The sequence below is a fragment of the Prolinoborus fasciculus genome (assembly GCF_056724605.1).
Genome location: NZ_JBWZQN010000068.1, coordinates 1 through 17,957, shown reverse-complemented (window position 1 = coordinate 17,957; position 17,957 = coordinate 1). Strand labels below are relative to the sequence as shown.

Sequence of the window (17,957 nt, the reverse complement as noted above, 5' to 3'; positions counted from 1 at the left end):
ATTTCTCAAATAAACTTCGAGTAATTTCTACCATCAATCAATGAAAATAATTTCGATCGATCAACCAGTAAAAATCCACACAAGTTGTTCTTCATAATCTCTTAATGATCTTCTTGCTAATTCGTCACCAGCAAGCTAGGTCGGCTATATTACTCTCTATCTCTAGAAAGTCAACCAGTAATGAAAACTATTTTTAAACTTTCTTTCTAAAACCCAACTTAGTCAATCTTAACTAAGTCACTGTTTTATCAGAAGTTTTGATCTTCATCACCGCCGATGGATGTGCATTCTACAGGATTCCCAACCCAATACAACCCCTATTTTTAAATAATTCAGCAAAAATATCACGACTGTTTATTTATTCTACAAAAATCGCGCTTTTATTTATTTCTTGAGCAGTAAAGGGACTGAATTGGATAAATGACTTAATCTTTTTTCAGTTTTATTCTGTTCCTGAAAGCGTAAAGGTCGGCAATCTATGTATTCACAATAGCCCCCCTCCCCATTTTCGGTCTGTTCATTTATTTTTACTTGATAACTAAAACTTCCCACATAGCCCGCAGCCAGGCCAAATTTAAAATCTCCGCGACTTTGGCCTTGCACCCAGATACAAGTGCCGTCTGCATTTTCATAACACCATTCAAATTCACGTGGCAAATACATACTTTGCCCATTGGGGGTAGTGACACGCGGATAAACACGATGAACTTTAAAATAAACTTTGCGATCGAACATTTGGGTCCGCATGTTTTTTAAATCACGTAGATATATCCGCGACTGAACAATGCTATTAAAACCATCCCGGATTTGCGCCAACAACAGTTGCCGGTTTTCACTGAGATTAATAATTTGATAAGTTAGGAAGACCAAAGGTAAATAAGGAAAGTTAAAACTCCGCGCGTATTCAAAGCTTCCAAGACCATCGATCGCATATTGCTGCGCTTTATAGTTCACCGTTCCCTGACAATGACATAACAAAGACCAGTGATCTGCCAAGGAAAACCGCATTTGGGTAAAATGAGAAATCAGCTGAGTGGTCTGAATATTTAAGTCAAAACTGAGTTCCGAGTCAGAACGCTGCAAACGAAAATTTGGAAAACTTCCGCTCAATTGCTCCCGATCCAGAAACTGAAACAGACCCGATCTAAAATGACAGTCCTGCTTGACCGAATAGTGATGCAATTGCCCCACCATATGCGGACTCGCACTGCAAATCACGGTGGCGGTATCTAGGGCTGTGGTTTCGATTGCACTCGGGTTTGCCAGCATGGGGGCATTGGGTTGCCCGATAATACTCAGAAAGTTTAAATAATAGAGCGGTGTCGGAAGCCCGGGGATCATCAAACCCTGATGAATAATTTTATATTTCTGGTTTGGCCCATGATAGGCAAGATTGTGCTGTGAAACAGCAGGAGTCTGATTTAGCTGTTTCGAACGATCTAGAAAATCTTGAAGAAACCGCATCTCAGACTCCTTATCTTTTTATAATGTACTCGATCTTTTTGCCATAAAGGTGGTGATAAAACCAGACAAGGCATAGAGAATAGAAATGACCAGAATGCCGACAGGAATATTATAAGTCATCGCTGCAAAGACGAATACGGCAATTGGTAGGACAAAAAATGGAACCCGTTTACGTTCTACAGTTTTAAATGAATAGTATTTGATATTGGAAATCATCAACAAGCCCACCGCAATAATGACCACTGCATTAATGACCTGAAGAGAAGGTTCACGAATATCAAAGATTTCTGGAAAATCCAGACCGACCCAGACCAATGATACAATCATGATGGCAGCCAGAGGACTTGCGACACCGATAAAATAACGTTTATCGACCACACCAATCTGCACATTGAAACGTGCCAGACGGAACGCAGCACATGCGGTATAGACAAAACAGGCTGCCAGACCAATACGACCCAAATCGCTCAAGCCCCAGCTATACATCAAAATAGCGGGAGCCACACCAAAAGCCAGCATGTCAGAAAGGGAATCGAACTGTTCGCCGAACGGACTTTGTGCACCAATGGCACGTGCCACACGGCCATCTAGTCCATCCAGTAATGCCGCAATAAAGATCGCATAAATAGCTTGCTGAAAATCACCATTCATACTGGCAATAATCGAGTAGAAACCTGACAACAACGCTGCGGTTGTAATCAGGTTCGGCCATAGATAGATGCCTCGACGCTTAACTTTTTGCCCTTCCTGGGTATGCTCCTCTTCTTCCACCTCGAAGGTGATGCCATCGAAAGGCACTTCAGTTGAAGAGTCACGTTCCGGTTTGCTTATATTTGTCATTCTTGTCGATCCTAGCTATGACCTGATCTTTGAAAAAATTATTCGCCCACTAACCAGCGAACTGCAGCGTGACCACCATTTTCACTCATGCGAAGATGCGGGAATAACCACTGTAACGCTTCATCTGCATCTTCAGAGAATTTCCAAGGTGGGTTAATCACCAGCAAACCACAACCGTTCAAGCCTACTGGGGTATCATCCGGCCATACACAGACTTCACAAACCAGTTGACGGCGGATACCGGTCTTAAACATTTTCTTCTCGAAGCGTTCGATCATGGCACGGTCTTTAATTGGATACCAAACGGCGAATACACCTGTCGGCCATTTCTTATACGCGGCAACCAGCAGTTCAACCAACTGCGGAAAATCTTTACGTTCCAGTTCATATGGCGGATCGATCATCACCAGGCCACGTTTTTCTTTTGGTGGAATGACTGCTAAAAGACCTTCGTATGCATCACGCTCATGCAAACCCGCACGCTTGTCAAAAATATTATGACGAAGTTGCTGAAATACATCGCGCTGCATTTCAAAAATGGTCGCTTTATCAATCTCACGCATGCCTTCTAGCGCAAACCACGGTGAACCCGGATAAGCACCCTTACCAAAGTTTTCACGCATGTTTTCAACAATTTTCAAGTATTGTTGTACGCCTTCAGGTGCATTACGCTTGATTGAATCATCCAGCTTAACCAGACGATGAATACCGTTTAAAAACTCACCTGATTTTTGCGCTTCGGCAGTCGACAAATCATATTTACCTGCACCACCATGCGTATCTACATAGCGATAAGGTTTGTCTTTTGCATTCAGTCGAGTCAACAACTGAAGCAATAAAACGTGCTTCATGACATCGGCAAAGTTGCCTGCGTGGTAAGAGTGACGGTAATTCATGTTTCAATTATTCCTAAGATCAATTGCTATTTTAACATGAAAAACTATTTCGTTCAGAAACGATTATTGCACTAAAATAGCGGACCTTTTTTTACCACACTATCGAGAATTGAAAAAATGGAAGCAGTTATCATCCCAGGGGATTGGAATGTTGATCAAATCTTAGATGATTTAGATCAACATGGCTTTAGTATTGTTGACGATGCTTATTCTAGCGAATATCAACATGCTGTGAGTCAAGAATGCTTAAGCCACTTAAACAAATTTCGCAATGCAGCCATTCAAAATGGTGTCGTTAACAACATCCGTAGTGATCATATTCTTTGGTTACAACCTGAATTTCAAATTTCCCACCTACACATCCAAACCCTTCAACAATTTTCCCAAATTTTAAACCGCGCGTTTTATTTAGGTATCAAAGATGTCGAAGCACATTTCGCTTGCTATCACGCGGGTGAGTTCTATGCCCTGCACCGCGACAATCCTCAAGATAAAAATGGCCGGATGATTTCCAGTGTGTATTATTTACATGAACAATGGCAGGCGGACTGGGGCGGTGAACTGCGCCTGCAGGACAAACATGGCCAGTGGCATATTATCCAGCCAAAACCGAACCGAATGGCGCTGTTCCAGAGCGATTTATTACATGAAGTTTTAATCTCTAAACAGCAACGCCTATCCATTACCGCCTGGCTAAGAAGTGATACCTCACTACTCTAAGACGGCTAGCCGCTTTAAATTTTAATTTTTAGCCTCATATAGCCATTATTGAGAAATGAGGATTGCGTTGATGCGATTAACGACCAAACAGATTATTCAACGTCTGGGTGAAACTGACCAATTGTATTTAAAAGGCAATACGCCAGAATTAACGCTTGAACGTGCTGATCTTCGTTTACAGCTGGTGACTTTAAGTGAACTGCGTCAGGAACAGCGACATTTCCTGCAAGAAGCCGTAGTGTTGCTGGAACAAGGCCGGGTAGAATTTGAAGAAATGCCGCTGCGCATGTATATCAATCTATCTTTGCATCTGGCCAAGGCCTATATGATGTTCTTTGAACTGACCAAAGAGCACCATTTCGCTCTGATTACCCAGCAAATTCTAAAACCGATGGCCAGCTATGAACATGGTGATATTTATTTCTTCTTGGCCTATGCCAGTGCCAGTAAAAATGAGCCGGCCCTGACCCGTCACTGGTTAGGTAAATACACTATGACTGCCGAATTTGAGCTGGAATTATTACAGCAGCATCACGCTTTTAATGATTATCGTCAGCACGAATGGTTTAACAAAATATTAAAAAGCAAAATGCATTAAGCCAAAGAACAAAAACGCCTCAGATGAGGCATTTTTTTAATGCAAGCTATATCGTCTTATTCTAAATATTAGAAAGGCTCAGGAAAAAATGATCAAGCAGGTTGACGTCTATAAGCGTCCATGTGCAATTGCTGATTCAGTTCATCGACCCAAATTGCCCAATCATCATCTTGTACCAAATGGCTGATCAATAAAGAACGTTGGGCTTTATTCCAGAACGGCGCATCGTGCAAGGATAGCCCTGCTGGCAGTTGATGGGTGCGTATATACAATTCAATAGCCGCAGGACTATTGGCGAGACCGAGCTGAGAAAACAAGAGCTCTAAGGATGGTTGGTTCTTTGCGAGCATCGCGCCCTCCTTATATCAGATAAATTGTAATTATTTATAGATCTAACTTATAAGATAAGGCAAAAAAAACCTAGTCATTTGACTAGGTTTGTTGTTTCTTTTTGTATGAATGCATTTAAGAGCTTTGCTTGTCGCTTTCCACATGTAAAAGCTGATTTAACTTGTCAATAATGACAATCCATTCATCATCTTGGTGCCAGTGTTCACGCAAGAAGGCACTTTGCCCCTCACTCCAGAATTCGGCATCTGGCAATGCGACTTCAGATGGTAATTGATGGGTATCGGTAAACTGAGTAATTGAGGCTTCATCAGAAGGCAAACCCAATTGTTCAAATAATAATTCTAAAGTTAACTGTTGTTCCGTAAGCATAAATAGACTCCATCGTAGCGTTAAATTATGAGCGTGTTGAGATTCGAATTCTTAGGTTGATTTATGGCTGGGTATGTCACAGGAACCTGAACCCTCTGCCTCAATATGTAATTGTTCATTTAACACATCGACAAAAATGGCCCAGTCATCATCTTTCTTCCAGTGACTGATCAGAAAGTCATGCTGTGATTTACTCCAAAAAGGAGCTTTATGCAGTGGCACATCCATACCAATTTGATGCGTGCTAATAAACTCGTCAATCGCTTCCGGACTCGAATCCAGACCCAATTGTTCAAAGAAAAGTTCGAAGGTGGCGCGTTGCTCTAACATCTGAACCTCCATCTTTTTATCTATAATCTTGTCTCTACCTTAGAGGGCTCATAGCGAAAACTCAGTTGTCTCTCCTTCACAGCTTGTTATTTTTTGTTGATTAAAGTGAATGGCATAAAAAAAGCACCCCAAATGGAGTGCTTTTTTCAACTTAATCTAAGAAGATTAAATTATTTAAGCATGTCAGCAATTGCTGCGCGCTCTTCTTCAAGTTCGTTCAACGTGAAGTTGATACGCTCTTGACTGAATTCGTCGATTTCTAGACCTTGAACGATTTTGTATTCACCGTTTTCAGTCGTTACAGGGAAACCGAACATTACGCCTTCAGGGATACCGTAAGAACCGTCAGAAGGAATACCCATCGTTACCCATTCGCCGTTTGTGCCAAGAGCCCAATCGCGCATATGGTCGATTGCAGCGTTAGCAGCAGAAGCAGCAGAAGACAAACCACGTGCTTCGATGATCGCAGCACCACGTTTACCAACAGTCGGAAGGAATGTATTTGCATTCCATTCTTGGTCGTTGATCATGTCTTTAACGCTTTCGCCGTTAATTGTTGCAAAACGGTAGTCAGCATACATGGTTGGAGAGTGGTTACCCCAAACTGTAAGATTTTTGATGTCTTTAACCGCTTTACCAGTTTTAGCAGCAATTTGAGATGCAGCACGGTTGTGGTCAAGACGTAACATTGCAGTGAAGTTTTTCGCTGGAAGATCTGGAGCAGATTTCATTGCGATGTAAGCATTCGTGTTTGCAGGGTTACCAACAACTAGAACTTTAACGTCACGGCTCGCCACTTCGTTCAATGCTTGACCTTGACCGATGAAGATTTCACCGTTCACTTTAAGCAGGTCAGCACGTTCCATACCTGGACCACGTGGACGTGAACCAACTAGAAGCGCGTAGTCAGCATCTTTGAATGCAACTTTAGGATCATCAGTACCGATCATGTCTTCTAGTAATGGGAATGCACAATCTTGAAGCTCCATCATTACGCCTTTAAGCGCTTGTTGAGCTTTCTCAAAAGGAACTTCGAGCAATTGCAAAATCACTGGTTGATCTTTACCTAGCATTTCGCCGCTTGCGATACGGAATAATAGGCTGTAACCAATTTGACCTGCAGCGCCAGTAACGGCAACACGAACTGCTTGCTTCATCTAATTATCTCCAATTGAGGATATTCAATGCGATTAAATAGTTAGTATTTAATCTAATAATCGTAAACGCGAAAGATTGTACTCCAATCCTTTGTCAGATGCATATAAAAGAGGACGGATTTCACCTAAAGTCTGATAGGAAATATAAATTAAATCGGCAAAAAAGCTCAGTATGTTCCTTTTATTGTGACAGTTTTTGGGCATGTATTAATAATGTTGGCAGGACAGGATTTGTAATTGCCATTGGGGCGATAACAGACCTTGATCGAGGTAAGTACGCTGGCTGACTGGGTCTGCTGGCAGTTGAATCGCAAGGCATTGCCCGGTAATTGTGGATTAATTTTCAGGAATTTGGCCCGCAATGTATCGACAGAAATCGTGATATTTTCCTGTTCCGTCAGTTCCGCAGGCACTTTGAGACGATCTGCATAATTGATAATCGTCCGGAAATACTGACTGGCATTCATCGGCACGCAGCCACCGATATTGCGCCATAAAATTGTCCGGGTATTGTCATCCGGCATGATCCTGGCCACTACATTGGACTGCAGTGGTGACAGTTTCGCAGAGCTATTGGTCGTACAATTTTGTGATGTGGTCTGAGGATATAAGCCGGAGATATTCAGCGAATAACCTTCCAGACATTTTCGTTTCTTGGCATATTCAGGGTACAGGCTACATAGGGCCGGGACCATTTGTACATCCATGACATAGTCTGTCGGCGTAGCAAACGCTGCCGGACTACTGGCCAAAACCACAAGCGTAACCGATCCAGCCCAGACTCGACGATCCTTCATTATTTTCATGAATAAATTACCATCCCCCAATAATTTTAATTTTATTGTGTATTACGTAATGGTATCAGTTGCATGCGTTTACCCACTGACTGTGCCCCCTGTCCTAACAAGATACCGTAATGCGTGGCATTGGTCATGACATGTTTCACATAATCTCGGGTTTCGAGTAAAGGAATACTTTCAGTATATTGATCTGCGGCAATCCCCTGAAATTCCGGCTGCCAGCGGCGGGCACGGTTTGGACCGGCATTATAGCCTGCTGTTGCCAGCACCGGACTATCGCTAAGCTGACGCTGAATCGTAGATAAATAGAATGTTCCATAGCGAATATTGGTATTCATATCGGTGAGTGCCGCCGGGTTATAAGCCTCACCCATTTGACGCGCCACCAGCTTGGCCGTATCCGGCATAATCTGCATCAGACCACCCGCCCCGACATGTGAACGTGCCACCGTATTGAAACGGCTTTCCTGACGCATCAAACCATAGGCCCAGGCCGGATCAACCCCCGCATTGCGACTATGGCTGACCACGTAATTCTGATGTGGCATTGGATAACGATAGTTATAATTATGTTTGTTCGCGGTACGGTCAGCGGCATAAATGGCACGATCATACCAGCCCATATCCATGGCACGTTTTGCCGCGGCCAGCAACAGGTCATCATCCTTCTTTAGATAAGCCTGACGCACTGCCCAGTTCCATTCCCGGTTAATATAGTTCTCCGGGGCGCTGATATTACGTAAGGTGAAAGCACGGCGGAAATGAATATCCTGATTCAAGCGCTGCATAGCCTGATTGGATGGCTGCGCTGGATTTGGTGTACTCGCAGTCACCTGCCCCAGCTTGTCGCGTGCCAGAAGATTGTGATAGTCATCTCCGGTCGCCAGCTTACGATAAATACTTTCTGCTGCCTGTTTGGAAGCACGATCAGTACGTTGTTCGCTGGCACGCGCCAGCCAATATTGCCAACGGTCTTCCTGCTTTTGGTTAACACTCATGCTATCAATGGCACGAATCAGGCTTTCCCAGGCACTAAAACGAATTGCCTGACGTGCATAAATCTCGGCTTCTTCCGGGCTAAATGGCAGGCCATAGCTGACATCTAGCGCATTCAACACTTCCCGATTGAAGTTGTTTTTCATGACTGTAGTACCACCGATATAACCGACAGCACGATATAAGGCGCGTTGTACCTGTACCGGTGTACCTTCGGCAGTCCGTTTGACAATAGACAACGCTGAGTCCAAATCGCTATCGGCCAGACGTCCCAGCGCATAAATCAGATAGGCATGCTCTGCCGCAGTACTTTTAGCCGCAGACCACAAATAATTGGTGGGATTGGCCTGAATCGAATTCAGTTGTGCCAGAGACAGATTTAGACCAATGCCTTGCGCTGTCGCAATGGCCTGACCTGACTGTCCGGCACGAAGTTGCCCCCAGAGTCGCTGCTGACGGTCTTCTGAGGTCATGAGTGGACTGGATAGCATCATCCGACCTAGACCAGTACAAGAATCAGGCTGGCTATTGGTGGTTAACCAGACTTCTTTAAACTCGGCATAGACCAGTTCATCGCCAGCTTTGGCGCGCACTTGTGCCACTGCACAGGCTTCGGCAGGATCGGCATTGGTCACATAAGGCAATACCGGTTGGGCAGTGCTAAAGTCTGCCATTTTTACTTTTTCTTCGACATAGTCTGCTGCCAGCTTTTCAGCCATAGCAGATTGAGGGTAACGCTGGGCAAAGCTGATAATCTGGCTGACAGGCTGCATGGCAAGATTCTGGTTTAAAATCCAGTATTCCGGATAATAGCCCAAGGCATCATTCTGCATAGACAGACGATATTGCTGTAACAGTTCAGTATTACCTGCATTGGCTGCACGCAAGGCATCATTAAATTGTTCTTCTGCTGCCTGTGTACTCGCTGAACAGATACATGCCACACTTAAAGTAATTAATTTATAGTATTTATACATAGTTTTAGTGTGTTTCAACATCCCTTTGCCTTCTATCATCGATTTTGTGCTTAGCCCATGTTGCATATAATAAGAGCTAGTTTGAAGATTATAACCCACTCTATTGTTCAGTTATGTAACCTTATGATTAAGCAATATTAATCTACAGACAATTTTTGCCCACAAATCAATATTTTTCCACAGTTAATTTGGGCTATAAGTTTAAGCGACTTTCCTGCTAAAATATGCGCCTTTCCAAGATTTCAGTCCGTGAATTGAATTTTTATTCACCTGTTTGATGCATCAATCAGGCTATTCGTTCACTCTTTCAACGTATTACCTTGTAGGAGCCTACATGACGGTTCAAACCTTCATTCCGAATGGTGCCCCAGCTGCCTCAGAAAACACTGTTACCCAGCCAGCGCATACCCCAGCCAGCGATGCTTCAGTCAAAAAACTGTACATCGAAACGCAAGGGTGTCAGATGAATGAGTACGACAGTCACCGTATGGCAGACCTGTTAGGCGATTCTCATGGCTATGTGCTGACCACCGATCCTAAAGATGCCGATATTCTGCTGATGAATACCTGCTCGATCCGTGAAAAGGCACAGGAGAAAGTATTCTCCGAGCTGGGCCGCTGGCGCAAACTAAAGGATAAAAATCCTGACCTGATTATTGGTGTCGGTGGTTGTGTAGCGTCTCAGGAAGGCGACAACATCCAGAAACGTGCCAATTATGTCGACATGATCTTTGGCCCGCAAACCCTGCACCGTTTGCCGCAAATGCTGGATCAGCATTTTGAGCAGATCGAAAAGCCGAAAAAAGAAAAAATCAAACTGGTGGATATTTCCTTCCCGGACATCGAGAAATTCGACTTCCTGCCTGAACCGCGTGTTGAAGGCTATAAAGCCTTTGTTTCGATTATGGAAGGCTGTTCTAAATACTGTTCTTTCTGTGTGGTGCCTTATACGCGTGGTGAAGAAGTGTCCCGTCCACTGGATGATGTCCTCGCAGAAATTGCGGGTTTGGCAGAAAAAGGCGTGCGTGAAATTTCACTTTTGGGTCAGAACGTAAATGGCTACCGTGGTGAAACTTTTGAAGGCAATATCTGTACCTTTGCCGATCTGTTACGTTTGGTTGCGGATATTCCGGGTATTGGCCGGATTCGTTATACCACCTCGCATCCGCTGGAATTTAATGACGACCTGATCCAGTGTTATCGTGACCTACCACAAATGGTTTCACATCTGCATTTGCCGGTACAAAGCGGTTCCAATGATGTGTTGCAAGCCATGAAGCGCAACCATACGATTGATGTTTACATCGAGAAAATCAAAAAATTACGTGCAGTTCGCCCTGACATGCACCTATCTTCAGACTTTATCATTGGTTTCCCGGGTGAAACTGATGAGAATTTCGAAGAAACTTATCAGTTTATTCAGGATTTAGACTTCGACCATTCTTATAGTTTCATCTATTCAAAACGTCCGGGTACGCCTGCGGCAGAACTGGAAGATACGATTTCTGAAGATGTGAAAAAAGAACGTCTGGCCAAAGTTCAGCAATGGATTAAGCGTTCAAGCATTGACAAGACGGATGCCATGCTTGGGACTATCCAGCGTGTACTGATCGAAAAAGTTTCTGATAAAGATCCGAATATTCTGGTTGGTACGGCGGACAATACCCGTTATGTTAACTTTATTGGTGACCCTGCCTGGGTAGGCCGCTTTGCCGAGATTGAAATTACCGAAATTAAAACTTTGAATTTAGTTTACGGTGAGCTCTTGAATCTTGAGCCTGACGTGGCGTAATGTAGAGCATATAACGCACACTTCATAAGGAACACTCTTGACTGCAGCGATTCGACGTACAGTAGCTTTTCCTGGAATTTCGATGGACCGTATACAAGCCATGTTAGGTGCCTATAACGGCCATTTGAAGCAAATTGAACAACGTTTAGACGTCAAAATCTCCCATCGCGGAGAAAGTTTTATTATTGATGGTGGAATCGATGCCGTTGAGAGAGCCGAAATGCTCTTACAACGTCTTCATGAAGAATCTGAACATAGTCAGCAGATTAGTGCAGATACTTTACATCTGATGATTCAGGGTAGCCAGACTGACCGTGAACTTCAGCAAGATCTGGACGATCAGGAACATACGGGGCTGGACAATGTCTGGCTGCAAACCCGTAAGGGTCGGATCAATCCGCGTGGTGCTAACCAGAAACGCTATGTACAGCGCATTCTGCAAAGTGATATTTCTTTTGGTATTGGCCCTGCCGGAACAGGTAAAACCTATCTCGCCGTTGCGGCTGCAGTCGACATGCTGGAGCGCAATGAAATCCAGCGTATTCTGCTGGTTCGTCCTGCGGTTGAAGCCGGTGAAAAACTCGGTTTCCTGCCGGGGGATTTAACCCAGAAAATTGATCCGTACTTACGTCCCTTGTATGACGCGCTGTATGAAATGCTCGGCTTTGAAAAAGTGGCCAAGCTGATCGAACGTCAAGTGATTGAAGTCGCTCCGCTTGCTTATATGCGTGGCCGTACCCTAAATCATTCTTTCGTGATTCTGGATGAAGCGCAGAACACCACCCCAGAACAGATGAAAATGTTCCTGACCCGTTTAGGTTTTGGCTCACGAGCGGTGATTACTGGCGACGTAACTCAGGTAGATTTACCGCGAGGTCAGCAATCCGGCCTGTCACATGCTTTGCGCGTGATTGATAAAATTCCTGAAATTCATATCACCCGTTTTCATTCGCGTGATGTGGTACGTCATCAGCTGGTACAGAAAATTGTCGAAGCCTATGAAGGCTGGGACAGTGAACAGCAGCGCTTAAGTGCTGAAGCACGTGCCGAACGAAAAGCACGTCAGGATGCCTTGATCGCTGAAAATGATGCTGCTGCAGATGCACAGCATTAAGCTTTAAACTTAAGGATTTGTGTTGAAACTTAGTCTTTCCTTACAACAGGACTTTCAGTCGCCTGAACTGGTGCTGAAACGTGCCTATATTAAAAAAGTTGTAGAAACCACTTTACGTCATATCGGCACTCAAAGTGATTGCGAAATCGGAATTGCCTGTGTCGACAATGACGAAAGTCATAAACTGAATCTGGAATATCGCGGCAAAGACAAACCGACCAATGTCCTGTCTTTCCCGAGTGAACTTCCAGATGAAATGGCGCAGTTTCTGGATGCATTTCCCATTGGTGATCTGGTGATCTGTATTCCGGTGGTATTACGTGAAGCGAATGAACAGGGCAAAGCGCCTTTGACTCACTTTACCCATATGCTGGTTCATGGCACCTTGCACCTAATGGGCTATGATCATGAAACTTCAGATGAAGATGCAGAAGAAATGGAAAGCATTGAAATTGAGATTCTGGCCAAGCTAGGTTTTGAAAATCCTTATCTGGAACAGAACTAAAATTCTTTCATTAAAAAAAGCGGGCCAAGGCTCGCTTTTTTTATTCAAAGTTGCCCTCCCTCTAACTCCCTCCCAGAGGGAGGGAGAACATTCATTAGAATCCTATGATTGTTAAACATTATAGATATAGTTCCCTCTCCTTATTAGGAGTGGGTTAGGGAGAGGTCTTGGTAAATATCAATTTTAACGCACTTCAAACTCTGCTTCAGCCGGATCAAATCGCCAGGTACGAATCACCCGCAGCTCGGAAATTTCTTTCATTTTACTGTCGAAAGCACCAAATGGTGCTGCCTTACGCACGGAAGATTTGGCTGCTTCGTCCAGCATGGCATGTCCTGAACTGTCAATCAGCCGAATGGCACGAATTCCGCCATTCTGGTTCAGGATCACCATCAGCCGTACTTCCCCTGCCAGATTCTGCTGCTTAGCTGCTTCCGGATAGTAGCGGTTCCCATAAAATTCCACTTTTTCACGGAACTTTTCCAGATATGCGGCCGAAACATCCTGCTTGGACTGAATACCATCCACAGTCTTAATTTTTTGCTGACGACTGAAATTTTGCTGACGCTGTAAATATTGCGCTTCCAGACTGGCGACCATGGCCGCTTTGGCCTGAAACTGGCTCTGTAATTGCTCCTGCATTTTTTTACGCTGATTTTCTTCCGCCTGCTTTTGCCAGCTCAAGGTGGTCATCAGGACTTTTTCTTCAAAACTGAGTTCCTGTTGCTGTTGCAGCATATCCAGACTTTCTTGCAGTTCTTCGCCTGCATGTTGCTCCATTAACGGCGATGGCATATCACTCGACATGCGATGCGCCTCTCTAAACTGGCCGGAACCCTGCTGGTCCGTTTGAGCCAAAAAATCGGCATGCTCAATTTTTTCATCAGTCTGTCGCAAACTGACTGCGATTTCTTTGGTACTGGTATCCCGATCTTGCGGCATACCAAATTCCAGAGTTAGCACGATCAAATGCAGAATGCCTGCGGCAAGCACCGCACTGCTAAACACTGGATCTTTCCACCAAGTTCTGACCAGAGGCATGAGTATCATCGTTTTTTCACATTCGCCCAAACTCAATAATGAGTTCAGCTCCCCAAAAAGTATTTGAAAGATTTAAAATAAACGGATTCGTCATTTATCTTTTTAAAATGCCAAATCCATCAAATCTTCAACGTTACATAACTAAAACTATAAAAATGGTGCTATTTATTTTGCTAAACTTCAAGCATGAACGCTTGTATTTTTCATACAATTCGACAAGATACATCCCGAGTCAAAAATAAAGTTGCCAGGACGCTTCAGTATGCAAACGCTAATTTCCAATATTTCCAACCGAATCCGCCAAGTGTATCAGAGGGCGGAAGGATTTATTGAAGATGAGCGTGAATTCCCCTTATCGCAAGTCTTCCTGAATGCAACCTTTCAGCGCTTTGTCACAGACAATGTCGATGCATTGAAAGATTTACATGCAGATTTACATGAAGACTGGCTGCGTTTATATGCAACACTAGATTATAAAGGCTTGATTGTCACTTTATCGGTTGATTTGAAACTGGTACAGATGGAACTGAATAAAACTACCCAGTTGATCGTGTTCGAGCAAATTAGTGATACTCAGCTGATTGAAGCCAAATATCCAAATATGCTGTATAAACTGGGCGTGCGTTTTGGCTTGTTCTTCTATCAACGTATCTTACATAAAGATCCGTTGGGAATGATTCTGGAAAAACTGGGCGTGATTAAAGTCATCGATGACTTGCTCTATCTGGATTTAAATCGCTGGTTAGGTAAAAGCCGATCTGTCATTGATACCTTGGGCAAAGTTCATGTGAATCACGCAGTACTTCGTGAAGCCGAACTGGTGGTGATTGGCAACGTCAATCTGGCCGCCCTGTTTAGAAAACTCTCCCAAGATCAGGAGGAGAACTGGGATGAAGACGAGATGGATGACAACCGGGTCACCCCCATCAAACAGAAAGATCCTTCTTAAATCATGCCGAACGTAGTTTTTGAACAAAAGTTCCATAAAACTACATGAAATATACATTTTTGGCAGAAATATCCCTTCAATTTCCATATTTTGCCCAAATAATAAAGGGTGCAATAAGTGATATGTTTTGCCCGTTGAATCAATATAGGAAAATAACTGATGGCGAAGACTGTATTCAAAACTTTAGCGATGACCACGGGTCTGAGCAGCGCGATACTGTTCACTGGTATTTCTAGCCAAGCTTTTGCCATGACTCCTTTCCAGGCCAGTTATCAATTTAGCTATAATGGCAAGAATATGGGTTCTGCAACGCGGACTTTAAGCAAATCTGGCAATAACTGGACTTATGTCTTTGCTGCAAAAGCCGGGGGTATTGCCTCTGCAACCGAAACCAGCCGCTTTACTTTTAATAATGGCAAGATCGGATCAAGCAGTTTCAGTCGCAGCAGTAAAGTACTGGTGCATAACAACACCATGAGTATTAATTTTAATCCTTCCAGCAAAACTATCAGTACCAAGAAAGACGATGAAAAACGTTCTTTTGCCTGGAGAGCAGATGTTCTGGATGAGTTGAATGCAGAATTGCAAATTCGTGAAGACTTAAAAAATTCAGGCCTGAAAACAAATTACTATATCGCTGATGCCAAAGAAATTGAAGGCCGTAAGTTTGTCAAACAGGGTTCAGAGACTATAAGTACCAAATACGGATCTTTTAATACCATTAAAGTGGTGATGAAACATAGCAAACCAGGTCGTGAAACCATTTTCTGGCTGGCACCAAAACTTGACTATCTTCCAGTCAAAGTTTCGCATGTCGACAAGAAAACCTCCTATGGTTTACTGTTAACTGACTATAAAGGTGCAAGCAACTAAGTTTTTGGCGAATTTCACTTGATTTTTTCCGGGTGCTTTTTACAATACGCTTTTGCTTGAAAAAGCACCTGCTCTTGAGGATTCTCCCGTGCATGCACTAGAACAGAAAATCTTGGCTGAAGGCATCGTTCTCTCTGAAGAAGTTTTGAAAGTAGATTCTTTCTTAAACCATCAGATTGATCCAGTCATGATGCAACTGATTGGTCAAGAATTTGCGCGTCTGTTTAAGGATGCTGGTATTACCAAAATTATTACGATTGAAGCATCAGGTATCGCACCTGCAGTAATGGCCGGCCTAGAGCTTGGCGTACCTGTGATCTTTGCACGTAAATACCAGTCTCTGACCCTGAAAGATGATTTATATCGCTCTAAAGTCTTTTCATTTACTAAACAAACTGAAAGCACAATCGCGATTTCAAATAAACACATCAGCTCAACCGATAAGGTTTTAGTGATCGATGATTTCTTGGCTAATGGTCAAGCAGCTTTAGGTCTTGCAGACCTGATTCATCAGGCAAATGCAGAAGTAGTCGGTATTGGCATTGTGATTGAAAAATCATTCCAGCCAGGTCGTGATCTGCTGCTTGAAAAAGGCTATCGTGTTGAATCACTGGCACGCGTAAAGTCTTTGACAAATGGCACTGTTGAGTTTGTTCGCGACTAAGAAACTCGCCAATAAATTTTAAAAGAGCGCTGATGCGCTCTTTTTTTATTGCGTTTTTCTGATGATATAAATTTAAAATATTCAAAGCTCAACTATAGCTCAGCCTAAGTTCTTATTTATTCTTCCAGATTTGATCCTAGATAAATGATTTAATCTTAAGCTCCAGACTATTCAATTTCTGAAATAGAGAGTGTCAAACAAATAAGTACTTTTTTATCCGATGAATAAACAACAATTTATGTGGATGTTATTATAAAATAAAGAGGCCTAACTATCTGCCAATAGTTAGGCCTATGTTCACCTCGAAAAAAGAGTTTATTTAACAGTCACAGTGATACTACCGCTATTCACAGCACCGATAGCGGTAGTTGTGATGCTGTTGTTAATAGCAGTTTGAGTTCCTTCTGCAATGGCACTGACAGATGCATCAATAGCACCCGCATTATAAGCAATGTTCGCTACACTATAATTGCTTAAGGTTTCATTGATTTCCTCACTATAGTCAGTACTTAGTGTTGAACTCGCAACTTCCGAGATATCTGAACTATCCGCAACCTCTGATAGCTCCTCTAGAGTTTCAGAATTATTAGTTGCACTCGTTACTACACTGTAGTCGTAGTTATCCGTTGCATCTGATATGTCTGATACCACCTTATTGTAGCTACCCTGCTCAATACTGATACTACCTGTATTCGCGGCACCAATCGCAGTAGTTTCAATTGTACCTTCAATTGAACTAATGGCGTCTGGTGCTTCTCTTGTAGCTTCTGCAATTGCTTCTAAATCGACACTTGCATCAACATCACCTGTATTCACAGCAAGATTCAAAGCAGAACCATTTTCAACCTGCTGAGAAATAGAATCCAGGGTAGCTTGTAAGCCTGTATCTACGGTGACATCAGTAGGTGTTTCACCATCTTGGGCGTATGCCATACCTGCGCTAGACAGAAAGGCGACGGATAAAGCGATTGTTTTGATCGTATTTTTCATCGTTGTTCTTCCTACTTTTGTTTTGAAGTACCTCTCGCTAAGTACTCCTTCTTATAATGGGAGCGAGCCCATTTTTAAATATTCTTAATCACGTTGGGTGCTAGACCAGTAATTTTCGACCACATCAGGATTAACCTCCCATAGCGTTGTGGTTTTTTCATCTTCTTGTTCTTTAGCAGCTTCTTCTTGAGTATCTTTTTCTTCATTCTTTTCATTTGAAGAAGGTTGACGCTGCTTCTTGCTGATATATTTAATCAAGTCCTGTTTACTCATTTCAGGCTCTGCTTCAGGGTTTTGAATCACCTCGGACTCTTTCTGTTTAGGCGGTTTTGTATCTTTACTCGGGGAGTTGGTTGACTTATTTTTTTCATTGGATGAGTCTGCCTGGCTTGAGACTGACTCCTGTGTTAGCGGCAGTGTAAAAATGACCCCCTAATGGCATTTAAAAACTGACCCCCTTGGTTAATATAGCGGTCATTTTGGACTGCTCAATATGTTAACTTTGGAGCAAGCAGTGACAATCCAAATACT

At 43.2% G+C, this 17,957-nt stretch carries 20 protein-coding genes; 8 read left to right on the top strand and 12 right to left on the bottom strand.

From position 1 onward, the window contains the following. Positions 1–384: 384 nt before the first annotated feature. The 3 genes from AC1P5O_RS14130 to AC1P5O_RS14120 are packed head-to-tail and all read right to left on the bottom strand — an operon-like array spanning position 385 to position 3,200. On the bottom strand, positions 385–1,464 hold the full coding sequence (locus tag AC1P5O_RS14130) for a DUF6670 family protein (RefSeq protein WP_004732193.1): 1,080 nt from the start codon (positions 1,462–1,464) through the stop codon (positions 385–387). Positions 1,465–1,482: 18 nt separating this feature from the next. Then, the gene (pssA, locus tag AC1P5O_RS14125; RefSeq protein ID WP_004732196.1) at positions 1,483–2,304 is read right to left on the bottom strand and encodes a CDP-diacylglycerol--serine O-phosphatidyltransferase; all 822 of its coding nucleotides are present in this window, start codon (positions 2,302–2,304) and stop codon (positions 1,483–1,485) included. Positions 2,305–2,342: 38 nt separating this feature from the next. Next, positions 2,343–3,200, bottom strand: coding sequence for a 23S rRNA (adenine(2030)-N(6))-methyltransferase RlmJ (locus tag AC1P5O_RS14120; RefSeq protein ID WP_004732197.1), 858 nt, complete (start codon positions 3,198–3,200; stop codon positions 2,343–2,345). Between the two features lie 117 nt (positions 3,201–3,317). Here AC1P5O_RS14120 and AC1P5O_RS14115 point away from each other — a divergent pair, with 117 nt between their 5' ends. Both AC1P5O_RS14115 and AC1P5O_RS14110 read left to right on the top strand, forming a co-directional pair. Beyond that, on the top strand, positions 3,318–3,920 hold the full coding sequence (locus AC1P5O_RS14115; protein ID WP_004732199.1) for a 2OG-Fe(II) oxygenase: 603 nt from the start codon (positions 3,318–3,320) through the stop codon (positions 3,918–3,920). Between the two features lie 70 nt (positions 3,921–3,990). Then, on the top strand, positions 3,991–4,518 hold the full coding sequence (locus AC1P5O_RS14110; RefSeq protein ID WP_004732201.1) for a hypothetical protein: 528 nt from the start codon (positions 3,991–3,993) through the stop codon (positions 4,516–4,518). Positions 4,519–4,610: 92 nt separating this feature from the next. Here AC1P5O_RS14110 and AC1P5O_RS14105 read toward each other — a convergent pair whose 3' ends face one another. The 6 genes from AC1P5O_RS14105 to AC1P5O_RS14080 all read right to left on the bottom strand — a co-directional run bounded on the left by AC1P5O_RS14105 (position 4,611) and on the right by AC1P5O_RS14080 (position 9,519). Next, on the bottom strand, positions 4,611–4,868 hold the full coding sequence (locus AC1P5O_RS14105) for a DUF2789 family protein (protein WP_004732204.1): 258 nt from the start codon (positions 4,866–4,868) through the stop codon (positions 4,611–4,613). 115 nt (positions 4,869–4,983) lie between these two features. Further along, a complete protein-coding gene (locus AC1P5O_RS14100) occupies positions 4,984–5,238 on the bottom strand; it encodes a DUF2789 family protein (protein WP_004732206.1) in 255 nt (84 codons plus the stop codon). Between the two features lie 51 nt (positions 5,239–5,289). Next, entirely contained in the window at positions 5,290–5,568 is a 279-nt protein-coding gene (locus AC1P5O_RS14095) for a DUF2789 family protein (protein ID WP_004645104.1), read from the bottom strand. 170 nt (positions 5,569–5,738) lie between these two features. Continuing rightward, positions 5,739–6,725: a malate dehydrogenase gene (locus tag AC1P5O_RS14090; RefSeq protein WP_004645103.1), complete on the bottom strand. Its 987-nt coding sequence runs from the start codon at positions 6,723–6,725 to the stop codon at positions 5,739–5,741. Positions 6,726–6,892: 167 nt separating this feature from the next. Continuing rightward, entirely contained in the window at positions 6,893–7,531 is a 639-nt protein-coding gene (locus tag AC1P5O_RS14085) for a ribonuclease T2 family protein (protein ID WP_121980169.1), read from the bottom strand. A 32-nt stretch (positions 7,532–7,563) separates the two neighbouring features. Beyond that, positions 7,564–9,519, bottom strand: coding sequence for a lytic transglycosylase domain-containing protein (locus AC1P5O_RS14080; RefSeq protein ID WP_005265593.1), 1,956 nt, complete (start codon positions 9,517–9,519; stop codon positions 7,564–7,566). A gap of 313 nt (positions 9,520–9,832) precedes the next feature. Between AC1P5O_RS14080 and miaB the strand changes: the two genes are divergently transcribed. The 3 genes from miaB (at position 9,833) to ybeY (ending at position 12,909) form a co-directional block, all read left to right on the top strand. Then, positions 9,833–11,290 carry a tRNA (N6-isopentenyl adenosine(37)-C2)-methylthiotransferase MiaB gene (gene miaB / locus AC1P5O_RS14075; RefSeq protein ID WP_005265592.1) on the top strand — a complete coding sequence of 486 codons (1,458 nt, stop codon included), beginning with the start codon at positions 9,833–9,835 and terminating at the stop codon, positions 11,288–11,290. Positions 11,291–11,372: 82 nt separating this feature from the next. After that, the gene (locus AC1P5O_RS14070; RefSeq protein WP_171058360.1) at positions 11,373–12,404 is read left to right on the top strand and encodes a PhoH family protein; all 1,032 of its coding nucleotides are present in this window, start codon (positions 11,373–11,375) and stop codon (positions 12,402–12,404) included. A 22-nt stretch (positions 12,405–12,426) separates the two neighbouring features. Continuing rightward, the gene (ybeY, locus tag AC1P5O_RS14065) at positions 12,427–12,909 is read left to right on the top strand and encodes an rRNA maturation RNase YbeY (protein ID WP_005265590.1); all 483 of its coding nucleotides are present in this window, start codon (positions 12,427–12,429) and stop codon (positions 12,907–12,909) included. Positions 12,910–13,092: 183 nt separating this feature from the next. Here ybeY and AC1P5O_RS14060 read toward each other — a convergent pair whose 3' ends face one another. Further along, entirely contained in the window at positions 13,093–13,959 is an 867-nt protein-coding gene (locus AC1P5O_RS14060; RefSeq protein ID WP_034618756.1) for an energy transducer TonB, read from the bottom strand. Positions 13,960–14,212: 253 nt separating this feature from the next. Here AC1P5O_RS14060 and AC1P5O_RS14055 point away from each other — a divergent pair, with 253 nt between their 5' ends. From AC1P5O_RS14055 to AC1P5O_RS14045, 3 genes are all read left to right on the top strand, one after another. Continuing rightward, on the top strand, positions 14,213–14,899 hold the full coding sequence (locus AC1P5O_RS14055) for a hypothetical protein (protein ID WP_004732218.1): 687 nt from the start codon (positions 14,213–14,215) through the stop codon (positions 14,897–14,899). Between the two features lie 159 nt (positions 14,900–15,058). Next, positions 15,059–15,772, top strand: coding sequence for a DUF3108 domain-containing protein (locus AC1P5O_RS14050; RefSeq protein WP_004732221.1), 714 nt, complete (start codon positions 15,059–15,061; stop codon positions 15,770–15,772). A gap of 88 nt (positions 15,773–15,860) precedes the next feature. Next, positions 15,861–16,436: a xanthine phosphoribosyltransferase gene (locus tag AC1P5O_RS14045; protein ID WP_004732222.1), complete on the top strand. Its 576-nt coding sequence runs from the start codon at positions 15,861–15,863 to the stop codon at positions 16,434–16,436. A 315-nt stretch (positions 16,437–16,751) separates the two neighbouring features. Here the strand turns inward: AC1P5O_RS14045 and AC1P5O_RS14040 are convergent, their stop codons facing one another. Together AC1P5O_RS14040 and AC1P5O_RS14035 are read right to left on the bottom strand one after the other, a co-directional pair. Next, on the bottom strand, positions 16,752–17,426 hold the full coding sequence (locus AC1P5O_RS14040) for a hypothetical protein (RefSeq protein ID WP_004732224.1): 675 nt from the start codon (positions 17,424–17,426) through the stop codon (positions 16,752–16,754). Positions 17,427–17,510: 84 nt separating this feature from the next. Then, a complete protein-coding gene (locus tag AC1P5O_RS14035; RefSeq protein WP_499006201.1) occupies positions 17,511–17,729 on the bottom strand; it encodes a hypothetical protein in 219 nt (72 codons plus the stop codon). Between the last annotated feature and the right edge of the window lie 228 nt (positions 17,730–17,957).

Coding starts and splice junctions, on each gene's coding strand:
- AC1P5O_RS14130 (WP_004732193.1), bottom strand. CDS start 1,464: ATGCGGTTTCTTCAAGATTTTCTAGATCGTTCGAAACAGCTAAATCAG.
- pssA (WP_004732196.1), bottom strand. CDS start 2,304: ATGACAAATATAAGCAAACCGGAACGTGACTCTTCAACTGAAGTGCCT.
- AC1P5O_RS14120 (WP_004732197.1), bottom strand. CDS start 3,200: ATGAATTACCGTCACTCTTACCACGCAGGCAACTTTGCCGATGTCATG.
- AC1P5O_RS14115 (WP_004732199.1), top strand. CDS start 3,318: ATGGAAGCAGTTATCATCCCAGGGGATTGGAATGTTGATCAAATCTTA.
- AC1P5O_RS14110 (WP_004732201.1), top strand. CDS start 3,991: ATGCGATTAACGACCAAACAGATTATTCAACGTCTGGGTGAAACTGAC.
- AC1P5O_RS14105 (WP_004732204.1), bottom strand. CDS start 4,868: ATGCTCGCAAAGAACCAACCATCCTTAGAGCTCTTGTTTTCTCAGCTC.
- AC1P5O_RS14100 (WP_004732206.1), bottom strand. CDS start 5,238: ATGCTTACGGAACAACAGTTAACTTTAGAATTATTATTTGAACAATTG.
- AC1P5O_RS14095 (WP_004645104.1), bottom strand. CDS start 5,568: ATGTTAGAGCAACGCGCCACCTTCGAACTTTTCTTTGAACAATTGGGT.
- AC1P5O_RS14090 (WP_004645103.1), bottom strand. CDS start 6,725: ATGAAGCAAGCAGTTCGTGTTGCCGTTACTGGCGCTGCAGGTCAAATT.
- AC1P5O_RS14085 (WP_121980169.1), bottom strand. CDS start 7,531: ATGAAAATAATGAAGGATCGTCGAGTCTGGGCTGGATCGGTTACGCTT.
- AC1P5O_RS14080 (WP_005265593.1), bottom strand. CDS start 9,519: ATGTTGAAACACACTAAAACTATGTATAAATACTATAAATTAATTACT.
- miaB (WP_005265592.1), top strand. CDS start 9,833: ATGACGGTTCAAACCTTCATTCCGAATGGTGCCCCAGCTGCCTCAGAA.
- AC1P5O_RS14070 (WP_171058360.1), top strand. CDS start 11,373: ATGGACCGTATACAAGCCATGTTAGGTGCCTATAACGGCCATTTGAAG.
- AC1P5O_RS14060 (WP_034618756.1), bottom strand. CDS start 13,959: ATGATACTCATGCCTCTGGTCAGAACTTGGTGGAAAGATCCAGTGTTT.
- AC1P5O_RS14055 (WP_004732218.1), top strand. CDS start 14,213: ATGCAAACGCTAATTTCCAATATTTCCAACCGAATCCGCCAAGTGTAT.
- AC1P5O_RS14050 (WP_004732221.1), top strand. CDS start 15,059: ATGGCGAAGACTGTATTCAAAACTTTAGCGATGACCACGGGTCTGAGC.
- AC1P5O_RS14040 (WP_004732224.1), bottom strand. CDS start 17,426: ATGAAAAATACGATCAAAACAATCGCTTTATCCGTCGCCTTTCTGTCT.